At 71.3% G+C, this 12,705-nt stretch carries 11 protein-coding genes; 2 read left to right on the top strand and 9 right to left on the bottom strand.

The window, feature by feature from the left end:
* Positions 1-354: 354 nt before the first annotated feature.
* From L0B03_RS00885 to L0B03_RS00875, 3 genes are all read right to left on the bottom strand, one after another.
* A complete protein-coding gene (locus L0B03_RS00885; RefSeq protein WP_250442845.1) occupies positions 355-903 on the bottom strand; it encodes a pyridoxamine 5'-phosphate oxidase family protein in 549 nt (182 codons plus the stop codon).
* 71 nt (positions 904-974) lie between these two features.
* Positions 975-2,696: a dihydroxy-acid dehydratase gene (gene ilvD, locus L0B03_RS00880; protein ID WP_250442843.1), complete on the bottom strand. Its 1,722-nt coding sequence runs from the start codon at positions 2,694-2,696 to the stop codon at positions 975-977.
* A 68-nt stretch (positions 2,697-2,764) separates the two neighbouring features.
* On the bottom strand, positions 2,765-3,436 hold the full coding sequence (locus L0B03_RS00875; RefSeq protein WP_250442840.1) for a VOC family protein: 672 nt from the start codon (positions 3,434-3,436) through the stop codon (positions 2,765-2,767).
* Positions 3,437-3,561: 125 nt separating this feature from the next.
* Between L0B03_RS00875 and L0B03_RS00870 the strand changes: the two genes are divergently transcribed.
* Complete coding sequence (locus tag L0B03_RS00870; protein ID WP_250442838.1) at positions 3,562-4,362, top strand: MerR family transcriptional regulator; 801 nt, start codon at positions 3,562-3,564, stop codon at positions 4,360-4,362.
* Between the two features lie 36 nt (positions 4,363-4,398).
* Here the strand turns inward: L0B03_RS00870 and L0B03_RS00865 are convergent, their stop codons facing one another.
* The 4 genes from L0B03_RS00865 to L0B03_RS00850 all read right to left on the bottom strand — a co-directional run bounded on the left by L0B03_RS00865 (position 4,399) and on the right by L0B03_RS00850 (position 10,021).
* Positions 4,399-6,708 carry a beta-glucosidase gene (locus L0B03_RS00865; protein WP_250442834.1) on the bottom strand — a complete coding sequence of 770 codons (2,310 nt, stop codon included), beginning with the start codon at positions 6,706-6,708 and terminating at the stop codon, positions 4,399-4,401.
* Between the two features lie 63 nt (positions 6,709-6,771).
* Entirely contained in the window at positions 6,772-7,671 is a 900-nt protein-coding gene (locus tag L0B03_RS00860; protein WP_250442831.1) for a carbohydrate ABC transporter permease, read from the bottom strand.
* Positions 7,668-8,714, bottom strand: coding sequence for a carbohydrate ABC transporter permease (locus L0B03_RS00855; RefSeq protein ID WP_250442828.1), 1,047 nt, complete (start codon positions 8,712-8,714; stop codon positions 7,668-7,670). Before L0B03_RS00855 ends, L0B03_RS00860 begins: the two co-directional genes overlap by 4 nt.
* A 5-nt stretch (positions 8,715-8,719) precedes the next feature.
* Positions 8,720-10,021: an ABC transporter substrate-binding protein gene (locus L0B03_RS00850; protein ID WP_250442826.1), complete on the bottom strand. Its 1,302-nt coding sequence runs from the start codon at positions 10,019-10,021 to the stop codon at positions 8,720-8,722.
* 109 nt (positions 10,022-10,130) lie between these two features.
* Here L0B03_RS00850 and L0B03_RS00845 point away from each other — a divergent pair, with 109 nt between their 5' ends.
* Positions 10,131-11,132 carry a LacI family DNA-binding transcriptional regulator gene (locus L0B03_RS00845; protein ID WP_250442824.1) on the top strand — a complete coding sequence of 334 codons (1,002 nt, stop codon included), beginning with the start codon at positions 10,131-10,133 and terminating at the stop codon, positions 11,130-11,132.
* Positions 11,133-11,141: 9 nt separating this feature from the next.
* Here the strand turns inward: L0B03_RS00845 and L0B03_RS00840 are convergent, their stop codons facing one another.
* Positions 11,142-12,074 (bottom strand): 2-hydroxyacid dehydrogenase, encoded by a 933-nt coding sequence (locus tag L0B03_RS00840; protein WP_250442821.1) that lies wholly within the window; start codon positions 12,072-12,074, stop codon positions 11,142-11,144.
* 25 nt (positions 12,075-12,099) lie between these two features.
* Entirely contained in the window at positions 12,100-12,681 is a 582-nt protein-coding gene (locus L0B03_RS00835; RefSeq protein WP_250442818.1) for a GNAT family N-acetyltransferase, read from the bottom strand.
* Positions 12,682-12,705: the final 24 nt, after the last annotated feature.

Here is a 12,705-nt window from a genome sequence, read left to right as displayed (position 1 = left end):
GGCCGGCGTGACCGCGGGGGCGGCCTGCGGGCGGGGTGTCGGCCGGTCGGCCGGCTGACGACTGGCCCCGGCTGGCGGTGCCGGGTGGGGGCCCTGGACCATCGTTGCTCTCCCTGGACGTCGGACGTGCGGTGCGTGCATGGATCGGGGCCTGACATGAAAAAACCCCTCGTCCCGTCAGGCGGGGTTGGCGAGGGGTAGGCGCGGACGAGACCTGGCGGTGGTCTGGCTCGCGCCTAGGGAAGTACTACGACGATCGTCTGCACCTCGCGAACATTACGCCTACCCCGTGGGGATGTCACGCAGCCCCGAGTGCGTCTCGTATCGTGGATCGTGTGATCGGTATGCGAGATGTCACCAGTCCGCGGCGGGCAGCCCGTCGATGCTCATGCGGTTCTTCTGGGCCCGGTACTCCGCGACCCCGTCGGGCCCCTTGCGCTCGTTGGCCTGGTCGAGGACGTCACGCTCCCCCACCAGGTCCATCCGCGGTACCGCGAACCCGCACGAGTCCGAGACGCGGTCCACCTCGACGACGATCACGGCACGCACCCCCGGTCGCTCGGGGAAGCGCGCCGCCCAGGTCGAGAACTCGTCGGCCACGGCAGGGACCACCCGACCGCGCCCGTGAAGACGAACGATGGAGGGCCGCCCGGAGAACGCGCAGGCCATGATGGTGATGCGGCCGTTCTCCCGCAGGTGGGCGATGGTCTCGGCCCCCGAGGCCGTGAGGTCGAGGTACGCCACGGTGAGCGGGTCGACGACCACGAGGGACCCCGCCCCGCCCTTCGGCGAGAGGTTCACGTGGCCGTCGGCCGCGAGGGGGGCGGTCGCGACGAAGAAGACCGCCTGCTCCTCGAGGAAGGTCGCAGTGCGGGCGTCGATCTCCGGCAGGACGCGCGCCACGGGTCAGAGGAGCACGGCGGTCAGAGCAGCACGGCGGTCAGAGGAGCACGGCGGTCAGAGCAGCACGGCGGTCAGATGAGCACGGCGCCGGTGCTGGCCGACTGGACCAGCTTGGCGTACTTGGCGAGCACGCCGCGCGTGTAGCGCGGAGGCAGCGGGGCCCAGCCCTCCCGACGGGACTCGAGCTCCTCGGCGTCGACGAGCACGTCGAGGGTCGCGTGCGCGACGTCGAGGCGGATCCGGTCCCCGTCCCTGACGAAGGCGATGGGTCCGCCGTCGACGGCCTCGGGGGCGACGTGGCCCACGCACAGGCCCGTGGTCCCGCCCGAGAAGCGGCCGTCGGTCAGCAGGAGCACGTCCTTGCCCAGGCCCGCACCCTTGATGGCACCCGTGATCGCGAGCATCTCACGCATCCCGGGCCCACCCTTGGGGCCCTCGTAGCGGATGACGACGACGTCGCCCGCCTGGATGGTGCCGTCCTCGAGGGCGTCCATCGCGGCGCGCTCCCGGTCGAAGACCCGCGCGGTCCCCTCGAAGACGTCCGAGTCGAAGCCCGCAGACTTGACCACGGCCCCCTCGGGGGCGAGCGAGCCGTGCAGGATCGTGATCCCGCCCGTGCGGTGGATGGGGTTGTCCATCGCCCGCAGGATCTTGCCGTCCGGGTCGGGCGGGGCGACGTCGGCGAGGTTCTCGGCGACCGTCTTCCCGGTCACCGTCAGGCAGTCGCCGTGCAGCAGCCCCGCGTCGAGGAGGGCCTTCATGACCACCGGCACGCCGCCGATGCGGTCGACGTCGTTCATGACGTAGCGGCCGAAGGGCTTCAGGTCACCGAGGTGAGGCACCTTCTCGGCCACCCGGGCGAAGTCGGCGAGGGTGAGGTCGACCTCGGCCTCGTGCGCGATGGCCAGCAGGTGCAGCACCGCGTTGGTCGAGCCGCCGAAGGCCATGACCACGGCGATCGCGTTCTCGAAGGCCTCCTTGGTCATGATCTGACGTGCGGTGATCCCCTTCCGCAGCATCTCGACCACGGCTTCCCCCGAGCGGACGGCGAAGGTGTCGCGCCGACGGTCGGCCGAGGGCGGCGCGGCCGAGCCCGGCAGGGACATGCCCATGGCCTCGGCCACCGAGGCCATGGTGTTGGCGGTGTACATGCCGCCGCAGGCCCCCTCCCCCGGGCAGATCGCGCGCTCGATGCGGTCGACGTCCTCACGGCTCATGAGGCCACGCGAGCAGGCGCCGACGGCCTCGAAGGCGTCGATGATCGTGACCTCCTTCTCGGTGCCGTCCTCGAGCTTGACCCAGCCCGGGGCGATCGAGCCGGCGTAGAGGAACACCGAGGCCAGGTCGAGGCGGGCGGCGGCCATGAGCATGCCGGGCAGCGACTTGTCGCACCCGGCGAGGAGCACCGAGCCGTCGAGCCGCTCGGCCTGCATCACGGTCTCGACGCTGTCGGCGATGAGGTCCCGGCTCACGAGGGAGAAGTGCATCCCCTCGTGGCCCATCGAGATGCCGTCCGAGACCGAGATGGTGCCGAACTCGAGGGGGTACCCGCCGTTGGCGTGCACGCCGTTCTTGACCGCCTTGGCGAGCCGGTCGAGGGAGAGGTTGCAGGGGGTGATCTCGTTCCACGAGCTCGCGACGCCGATCTGCGGCTTGGCGAAGTCCTCGTCGCCCAGACCGACCGCGCGCAGCATGCCGCGCGCCGCGGTCGCCTCGAGGCCGTCCGTGACCTGTCGGCTGCGTGGCTTGATGTCGGGGGTCGCGGCGTTCCCTGCGGTGCTCGTCTCGCTCATGCCGGGAGTCTAGGACGGCCGTGGGTGGACCGGGCCGGAGGATCGCAGAGCGGACGGATGACCCGGCCTCAGCCCTCGCGGGCCTGCCAGGTGCACACGCAGGCCTCGTTGCCCTCTCCGTCGGCCAGTACCCAGAAGGCAGGGGCCCGGGTGTCGCTGACCAGATGCCCTCCCGCGGCGAGGGCCGCAGCCACACGCTCCTCGGCGACGTCGTGCGGGACCGAGACGTCGAGGTGGATGCGGTTGCGCTGCGGACGCGGCTCGTCCATCTGCTGGAACCACACCGCCGCCCCCCGGCCCGCGGGATCCGCGAGCGCAGGCAGGGCGCCCTCCGCGGGCGCCGGCTCGTCGACGTAGCCCAGGACGGCGCGCCAGAAGGGCAGGACGGCGGGGATGTCGAGCGCGTCGATCGCGATCTCCAGGGCCTGGGAGGCCGTCGGGGCGGCCTCGACGCCCAGCTCGTCGACCACCGCCGAGACGGCACGCGCGAGGGCGACGTCGCGGGCGGTCAGCCCGCCGACGTCGTGGGAGACGCACGAGAGATGGACCGACCCGTAGCGCAGGTCGACGTCCGGGTGGTGGTTCATCTGCTCCGCGACCGCGGCGACCTGCTGGGTCAGCTCGAGACCGCGCGTGAACGAGCCGGTACGGAAGGTCCCGTGGATCCTCCCCAGCACGACCCGCCAGTGGCGGTGGTCGAGGGCCTCGGTCACCTCGGAGTCACGCATCAGCTCGCTCATGGCCACACTGTCGCACCACGCACCGACACGCAGCCGTCCTTGCGGTTGACGTAGCGTCACCTCCTATCGTCCACGACGACGGCGGACGGTCCGCCGTCGGAGGCGCGGAGGCGAGGGGTCACGGGATGGACGTCGTGCCGCACGACCCCAGCCGCACCTGGGCGATCGACGAGGTGTCCCGGCTCTCCGGGGTCACCTCACGCACCCTGCGGCACTACGACGCGATCGGGCTGCTCGCCCCCGCCGGGGTCGCCGCCGGAGGGCGCCGGCTCTACGGGCACGCAGAGCTGCTGCGTCTGCAGCAGATCCTCGTGCTGCGCGAGTTGGACGTGCCGCTGAGCAGGATCGCCGAGGCCCTCGACGCGTCGGTGACCACCAGAGACGGTCAGCGGGACGCCTCGGCCCACCGCGCGGCGGTCCTGCGTGAGCACCACGCCCGCCTGGTGGCCGAGCGGGACCGGTTCGACCGGCTCGCCCGCACCGTCGCCTCGACCCTCGAGTCCCTGGAAGGGAGCCACGGCATGACAGCGAAAGACCTCTACGCCGGGTTCGACAACAGCCAGTACGACGCCGAGGCGCGCGAGCGCTGGGGCGATGCCGAGGTGGACCGCAGCCACCGGGCGTGGGAGCGCCTGGGCCCGGACGGCCAGGCTGCGCACCACCGGGAGACCCAGGAGATCGGCGAAGGCCTGGCAGCCTGCCTGCGGGCCGGCCGACCCGCAGGCGACGACGGCGTTCAGCGGCTGGTCGCGCGGCACCACGCCCAGATCTCGACCTTCTGGACGCCGACGCCCCAGGCCTATCGCGGTCTGGGGCAGATGTACGTCGACGACCCGCGGTTCACGGCGACCTACGACGCCTTCGCGCCGGGCCTGGCCGTCTACCTGCGGGACGCGATCGAGGCGTACGCCGCCCGCCCCGCCTGAGGCGAGGCGGGCGGGGTCGGGCCGGGCGGGTGCGCGTCAGGCCCGGGCGACGTCGGTGACGACCCAACGGTCGTCGGCCGTGGTGACCCGGTGCACCGGTCCACCGATCGTCAGGGACGCCTCCGTCTCGCGCTCGAGGCACGAGGGGCCTACCCACAGCTCGACAGCCCCGGGCTCGACGATGCGCACCATGTCCCGGTCGGAGAAGGCCAGGCGCGTCGTCGGGACGCGGAAGGTGACGCGCGCCGACTCCCCCGCTGCCAGCCGCAGCCGCTGGTAGCCCAACAGCTGCGCGGTCGGACGCGTCACGCTGCCGACCACGTCTCGCCCGTAGAGCTGGACGACGTCGTCGCCCTCGCGGTCGCCGGTGTTCGTGACCAGGACGCTGACCTCGAACGTGCCGCCTGCGGCGACGTCGGCGTCGCACCGCAGCTCGGTGCGGGCGAACGAGGTGTAGGACAGCCCGTGCCCGAACGGCAGCACCGCGGCCGCAGCGAGATTGGTGGTGTCGGTGCCTGCTCCCAGGCGCGGACGCAGGTACGACTGCGGCTGCGCCCCGGCGGACGACGGCAGGCTGACCGGCAGCCGGCCGGACGGGTTGACCCGCCCCGTCAGCACACCGGCGACCGCGCGGCCACCCTCCTCACCGGGGAAGAAGGCCTGGACCACCGCGGCGCACCGCTCGAGCGCCCAGTCCACGACGTACGGCCGACCGGTGAGCAGCACCAGGACGACCGGCGTGCCGGCGTCGAGCACCGCCTCGACCATCTGGCGCTGCACGCCCGGCAGCTCCAGGTCGTCGCGGTCGCACCCCTCGCCGACCGTCCCGCGGCCGAACAGACCGGCATGGTCCCCGACGACGACCACGGCGACCTCAGCACCACGTGCTGCGGCCACCGCCTCGTCGAACCCCGAGCGGTCCTCGTCGTCCACCGCGCAGCCACGGGCCGCGACGATCTCGGCACCCGCGAGATCCTCCCGCAGGGCCTCGAGCACCGTCGGGACCTCGAGGCGCCGGGGCACCTCGGGGTGGTGCGCCAGCACGTGGTTGGTGAAGGAGTAGCAGCCGAAGAGCGCGGCGGAGCGATCGGCGTTGGGGCCGATCACGGCCACCGAGGCCGGCGCGGCGAGCGGCAGCGCCCCGTCGTTGGCCAGCAGCACGATCGACTCCTCCGCGAGCAGGGCAGCGACCTCCCGGTGAGCGGCGGTGTCCAGGTCGACCTCGGTCGGCGCGGGCTCCTCGAAGGTCGCGTCGAGGAGGCCGAGCTCCGCCTTCTGGCGCAGCACGCGCAGCACGGCCCGGTCGACGAGGGCCTCGTCGACCAGTCCAGCACGGACCTTGTCCACCAGCGGCTGGAGGTAGGCGTTGCCGGTCGGCAGCTCGACGTCGATGCCGGCCGCGAGGGCCTGGCCCGCAGCGTCCCCGAGGTCCTCGGCCACCCCGTGCAGCAGGTGCAGGAAGGCGACCCCGAAGTAGTCGGCCACCACGACACCGTCGAAGCCCCACTCGTCTCGCAGCACGCCGGTGAGCAGACGGGGGTCGGCCGCCACCGGAACGCCGTCGATCTCGGCGTAGGAGTGCATCACCGAGCGGACCTCGCCGTCGATCACGGCCATCTCGAACGGGACCATCAGCACGTCGGCGAGCTCGCGCGGGCCGGCGTGCACCGGCGCGAGGTTGCGTCCCGCGCGCGAGGCGGAGTACCCGACGAAGTGCTTGAGCGTGGCGTGGACGCCGGTCGACTGCAGGCCTCGCACGTAGGCGGTCCCGATCGTGCCGACGACGTACGGGTCCTCGGCGATGCACTCGTCGACCCGTCCCCACCGCACGTCTCGCACCACGTCGAGCACGGGGGCGAGCCCTTGGTGCACACCGAGCGTTCGCATCGAGTCGCCGATCACGGCCCCCATCCGCTCGACCAGGTCGGGGTCGAACGCGGCCCCCCAGGCCAGCGGGGTGGGGAACGTCGCGGCCTGCCAGGCGGCGAGCCCCGTGAGGCACTCCTCGTGGACGATCGCGGGGATGCCCAGGCGGGTCTCCGAGATCAGGCGTCGCTGCTGGTCGCGCAGCCACGTGGCCCGCTCGGCCGGGTCGACCGGCCGGGTGCCGTAGACCCGCGTGAAGTGACCGAGACCGTGCCGCGTGAACTCCTCGAGCTTGCCGGAGCCCTCGCCCATCTCGCCCTGCATCGGGGCGACGACGTCACCGCCCTCGTCGACCCAGAAGCCGACGATCTGCGCGACCTTCTCCTCCAGGGTCATCCGTCCGAGCAGCTCCAGGGAACGTTCGGCCGGCCCCTGCACCGTGCTGGTCACAGGGGCGAGCCCCACCTCGACATCAGTCATCGTCATTCCTCACTGCTGTGGCGGACAGGGCGCCAGGTGCGCACCCCGTCGGGACGTCGTGGGTCAGCCCTTGACCGCACCCTGCAAGCCGTTGACGATGCGCTTCTGCATCGCCAGGAAGAACACGAGCGCCGGGATCATCGCCAAGGACGTGAAGGCGAGGATCCCTGCGGTGTCCTGCGCGTGCTCGCTCGAGAAGCTGGCCACGCCGAGCGGCAGGGTCCGTGCTGCCGGGTCGCTGAGGATCAGCAGCGGGAGCAGGTAGGCGTTCCACGAGGCGACGAACGCCAGCACGCCGACCGTCACCATCGCCGGGCCTGACAGGGGCAGCAGGATCCGCCAGAAGAACCCGATGCGCGAGGCGCCGTCGAGCATGGCTGCCTCCTCGAGCTCCTGCGGCAGCGCCATGAGGAACGGGCGCAGGATGACGATCGTCATCGGCAGGGCGAAGGCCGCCTGCGGCAGTGCCACTCCCCAGAAGGTGTTCGTCAGGTTCAGGTCACGGAGCATCAGGAACAGCGGGATGATCGCGACCGTCAGCGGGAACAGCAGCCCGAGCACGAACACCATGAACAGCGTGTTCCGTCCCTTGAAACGGTACCTGGCCAGCGGGTAGGCGGCCATCACGCCGAAGATCACCACGATCCCCGTCGTGACGAGCGCGACGACGATCGAGTTGAACGCGTAGCGCCAGAAGTCCGACGAGGTCAGGACGTTGACGTAGTTGGTGAACACCCAGGGGTCGGGCAGGCTGACCGGTGCTGCCGCCAGCTGCGCGTTCGACCGGAAGCCGCCCAGGACCGCGTAGACCACGGGCCCCAGGGTCGCGACGACGACGAGGAGCGCGGCGCCGTACACGAGCGGGCTTCCGCCCTTGAACGAGTTGCTGCGACGGCGACGGCGGTCGGTCCCCGCGAGAGGTGCTGCCTTCCCGGGGACGGCGACACTGGTAGGGGCACTCATCGCTTCACCTTCTTGGTCCGGGGCGTGTCCTGGGCGTCACGGCGCAGGACGAACCCCTGGTAGATCGCCGCCAGGACGAGGGAGATGACGAACACGAGCACGGCCACCGCCGACGAGTAGCCGTAGAGGCTGCGGTTGGTCCCCTGGTTGATCAGGTAGGTGGCCATGGTCATCGTGGAGTTCGCGGGACCGCCCCCCGTGAGGATCCACACCATGTCGAACAGCTGCAGGGATCCGATCATGGACAGGAACCCCCACGTCCGGATGGTCGGGCCGAGCAGCGGGATGGTGATCTTCCGCTGCACCTGCCACCACGAGGCTCCGTCGATCTGCGCGGCCTCGTAGAGGTCGGGGGGCACACCCTGGAGGCCTGCGAGGAAGAGGATGACCGCGAGGCCGAGGTACTTCCAGGTGAGCACGAACATCACCGTGTAGAGGGCGATGTCCGGGTCGCCGAGCCAGAGCTGCTTGAGTCCACCCAGGCCGAGCGCGTCGAAGATCGCGTCCACCGGACCCCGCGGCTGGAGCAGCATGAGCCAGATCACGCCAGCGACGACCTCGGCCAGGACGTACGGCACGAAGATGATCACGCGCAGCGCCGTGCGGCCCTTCATCTCCCGGTTGAGCAGGAGCGCGATCAGCAGGCCCAGCGGAAGCTGGATCAGGATCGACAGGACGATGATCGTCAGGTTGTTCATGACGGCGCCCGTGAAGACCTGGTCGCCCAGCGCATCCACGTAGTTCTGCAGCCCGACGACGTTGTCCATCGGGCCGAGCCCGTTCCACCGGTACACCGAGTAGCGACCGGCCTGGACGACCGGCACCACGACGAAGAGGGCGAACAGCACGAGCGCCGGAGCGACGAAGAAGAAGATCTCCAGGCGCTTGCGCACCTGGCCGGACATCGACCTGCGACCGCTCTGGCGCCCACCTGCGGTTCGTCCCGCCGACCGGGCACGGGCCCGGTCGGCGGTACGAACGCTTCCAGAAGGCGAGGCGGCAGCGGCGCCGGTGCCCGTGCGGGCCGTGACGTCGTCTGCCACCGCGATCAGCCCTCCTGGTCCGCTGCGGCCTGCATCGCGTCGACGATGCCCTGCGGGGTGGTGCTGCCGGAGAACAGCAGCACGATCTCGTCGTTCATCGCACCGCCGATGTTCTCCCCGAACAGGGTGTCGAAGTAGAGCTGGACGTACGGCGCCTCATCACGGATCGCCAGCAGGTCGGCCAGGGCCGGGTCGGACACCGCGTCGTTGGCGGCGGGGTTGGTCGGCAGACCCATGTCGTTCTCGGCGAAGCCGATCTGGACCTCGTCGCTCAGCAGGTACTCGACGAAGTCGACAGCCACGTCGGGAGAGCCCTCGGAGACGGCCCAGGCGTCGCCGCCGCCGAGCGCGGCCGACTGGTCACCCTCGCCGCCCTCGACCGCGGGGAACGTGAACCAGCCGGTGTCCTCGCCGAGACCTTCACCGTCCTCGGTGAGGCCCTGCATGACGCCGGGCTCCCAGTGACCTGCGAGCTCCATGGCGACCTGCCCTGTGGCGAGCAGACCGGAGGCGCTCGTGGGACCTTCCTGGGCGGGCGTCGCGAGGAAGCCCGTGTTGAACGGCTCCGCCTCGATGAGCTCCTGCAAGCTCTCACCGGCCGCGACGAAGCACGGGTCGGAGAAGTCGCGCTCGGCCACGGCGTTGTTGATCACGTCCTCGCTGCAGTGCCGCAGGGCGAGGTAGTACCAGTAGTGGGCGGCGGGCCAGCCGTCGCCGGCACCGACGGCGATCGGCTCGATGTCCGCGGCCTCGAGCGCGTCGACCGCGGCGTAGAGGTCGTCCATCGTCTCCGGCGCCTCGCTGATACCGGCCTGCTCGAAGAGCGCCTCGTTGTACCAGAAGCCGACCAGGCCGAAGGAGAACGGCAGCGCATAGGTCTGACCGTCCACCTGCCAGGCGGCGACGGTGCCACCGAGCTTCTCGACGGTGTCGGCTGCACCCTCGGAGATGTCCTTGGTGAGTCCTGCCTCGACGTGAGCGGCCAGCTCACCGCCGCCGCGCTCCATGTAGACGTCCGGCGTGTCGCCCGTCTGGAACGCCGCGTTCAGACGCGTGAGCATGTCCTCGTGCGCCAGGGCGCTGATCTCGATGGTGACGCCCGGGTTCTCGGCCTCGAAGTCAGCAGCCACCTGCTCGTAGTACCCCTGGCCGGGTTCGGCGTTGGAGTTGTGCCACCACGTGAGGGTGACGTCCTCGCCATCACTCCCGGTGTCGGTGCCGTTGTCGGCGGTGCCGCCGCTGCAAGCGGCGAGCAGCGCCACGCTCAGAGTCAGCGCGACGGCTGATCCGGCTCGGTTACGCGTCATTGGGTCGTCCCCTCGGTCTTCTTTGACGAACGGTCGATCGAGTTTTGCATCGCCCATCAGGCCGTGTCAATCGTTATCGATAACGTTATCGATCCGATACAGTGGCGGCGTGCAACCGACCGGGCGGGTGACCATCGGCGACGTCGCCAGGACGGCGGGCGTATCCGTCGCGACCGTCTCGAAGGTCATCAACGGCCGGTACGGGGTCGCGGCGGCCACCTTCAGCCGGGTGCAGGAGGTCATCGACCAGCTCGGGTACGAGTCGAGCCTCGTCGCACGAAGCCTGCGCAGCCACCGCACGAACGTCATCGGCATCCTCGTGGCGGAGTTCGAGCCGTTCAGCACCGAGCTGCTCAAAGGGACCTCGCGCAGCGTCCAGGGCACCGGGTACGAGCTCCTCGCGTACTCGGGCGGGGGGCGCGCGGGCAGCGACGTCGGCTGGGAGCGCCGGTACCTCTCCCGGCTGAGCGGCACCCTGATCGACGGAGCGATCCTCGTGACGCCCACGGTGGTCGACGCGCAGTACGGCATCCCGGTCGTGGCGGTCGACCCGCACACCGGTCCCTCGGGCCTGCCGACCATCGACTCCGACAACTTCTCGGGCGCGGTCACCGCCACCCGGCATCTCATCGACCTCGGGCACCGGCAGATCGGGTTCCTCGGCGGCCGGCCCGACCTCGAGTCCGCCCGCCTGCGCGAAGGAGGCTACCGCCACGCCATGTCCACCGCGGGGCTCGCGGTCGACGAGGACCAGGTGCGCATCGGTGGGTACCGCCAGGTGACGGCCCAGGAGCCCGCCCGCGAGCTGCTGTCCCTGCCCGAGCGCCCCACCGCGGTGTTCGCCGCGAACGACCTCACCGCCATCCAGACCATCACCGTCGCCGGCGAGCTCGGTCTCCGGGTGCCGGAGGACCTGTCCGTGATCGGGTTCGACAACGTCCCCGAGTCGGCGCTGTCCGTGCCGGCGCTGACGACCATCGCCCAGCCCATCCAGCAGATGGGCGTCGAGGCCATGGGCCTCCTTCTCGACCTGATCAACGGCGTCGAGCGAGACCCCCACGTCCGGCTGCCGACGGCCCTGGTCGAGCGGAGCTCCTGCCGGGCGCTCTGACCGCCCGGCTCAGGTCCGAGCGACCACGTTGAGCGGCTCGCGGCCGGCGACCAGGGCCTCGAGCTGCCGCCCGACGAGGTCCACCAGCCGCGGCGTCGTCGCGTCGGTGTAGCCCCCCTCGTGCGGGGTGATGATCGTGCGCGGGGCGCGCCAGAGCCGGTGCTCGGCGGGCAGCGGCTCGGGGTCGGTCACGTCGAGGGCAGCGCGCAGACGCCCGGACTCGAGCTCGGCGAGCAGGGCCTCGGTGTCGACCACCTTGCCGCGCGCGACGTTGACGACGAGGGCGCCGTCGGGGAGCGCCGCGAGGAAGGCGGCGTCGACCAGGTGACGGGTCTCCTCGGTGAGCGGGACGACGAGGATCACCACATCGACCGTCGGCAGGAGATCGGGCACCTCGTCGATCCCGTGCACCGGACCCTCGGGGGTGCTGCGGGCGGTGCGTCCGACCCGGACCGCCTCGGCCTCGAAGGCCTCCACCCGCCGCGCGACCGCGCTGCCGATGGCCCCCGCCCCCACCACGAGCACCCGACGGTCGGCGAGCGAGGAACGGTACGTCGGTCGCCACCTGCCCTCGGGCATCGCCCCGACCGCCTCGTCCAGGCCACGTTGCGACGCGAGGGTCAGCGCCAGGGCCAGCTCGGCGGTCCCCGCGTCGTGGACCCCTCGTCCGTTGCACACGGTCAGACCTGGGGGCAGGTAGGGCAGCGCGTGCTCGACCCCGGCGCTCGGCAGCTGCACCACCCGCAGCCGGGGCAGCCCCTCGAGCGCCCGGTACCCCTCACGCCGGACGAAGTAGTTCGGCACGACGACCACGTCGATCTCCTCGACGGGCACGGGGGCGGGTTCGACGAGGTCCCACAGGAGCACACGGGCCTCGGCGGGGATCCCCCGGGCCTCGAGACCGGTCAGCAGGTCGTCATGGGCGACGGTCACGGTGAGCACCGGACCATCCTGGCCCATGGGCGGCTCAGCCGCGGTCGTCGCTGCCCTCGGGCTCCGGACCAAGGCCGGCCCGGTAGTCCTCCTCGAGGACCGCCATGAGGATCGCGTCGCACCAGAAGTCGCCGTCGCGGTGGCTCTCGACGAGCCGCCCCTCGGTGCGGAAGCCCAGACTCTCGTAGAGCATCCGGGCACGGGGGTTGATGCTCAGCACGTCCAGCGAGACCCGATGCAGCCCGAGGCCCTCAGGCTTCTCGCCGAAGGCGTGCGCCAGGACCAGCTCGATCGCCTCGCCGCCGAACCCACGGCCCCGCTGACCGGGTCGCAGGCTGAGACGCAGGTTGGCGTTCTGGTTCTCCCGGTCGATGTCGTTCAGGACGATCTCGCCCAGGTACTCGTCGGTGCCGTGGGTGATCGCGAGGTCCACCCGGTCCGGGCGGTCGGCGACCGTGGCGCACCACTCGGCGACCTCCTCGCGGGTGAAGGTCGCCGAGGTGCCTGTCAGGCGACGCCCTTCGGGATCCTCGACCATCTCCCACATGGGCTCGAGGTCCTCGGCCGTGATCGGCCGGAGGGTCACGAGCTCTCCGGCCAGGACGGGGGTCTGCATGACGGGCTCCTCACCTCGGCGCCG

The organism is Actinotalea sp. C106, from assembly GCF_023630195.1.
Lineage (GTDB): Bacteria > Actinomycetota > Actinomycetes > Actinomycetales > Cellulomonadaceae > Actinotalea.
Note: the sequence above shows the minus strand (reverse complement) of the source record. Positions and strands in the feature narration are given on the sequence as shown.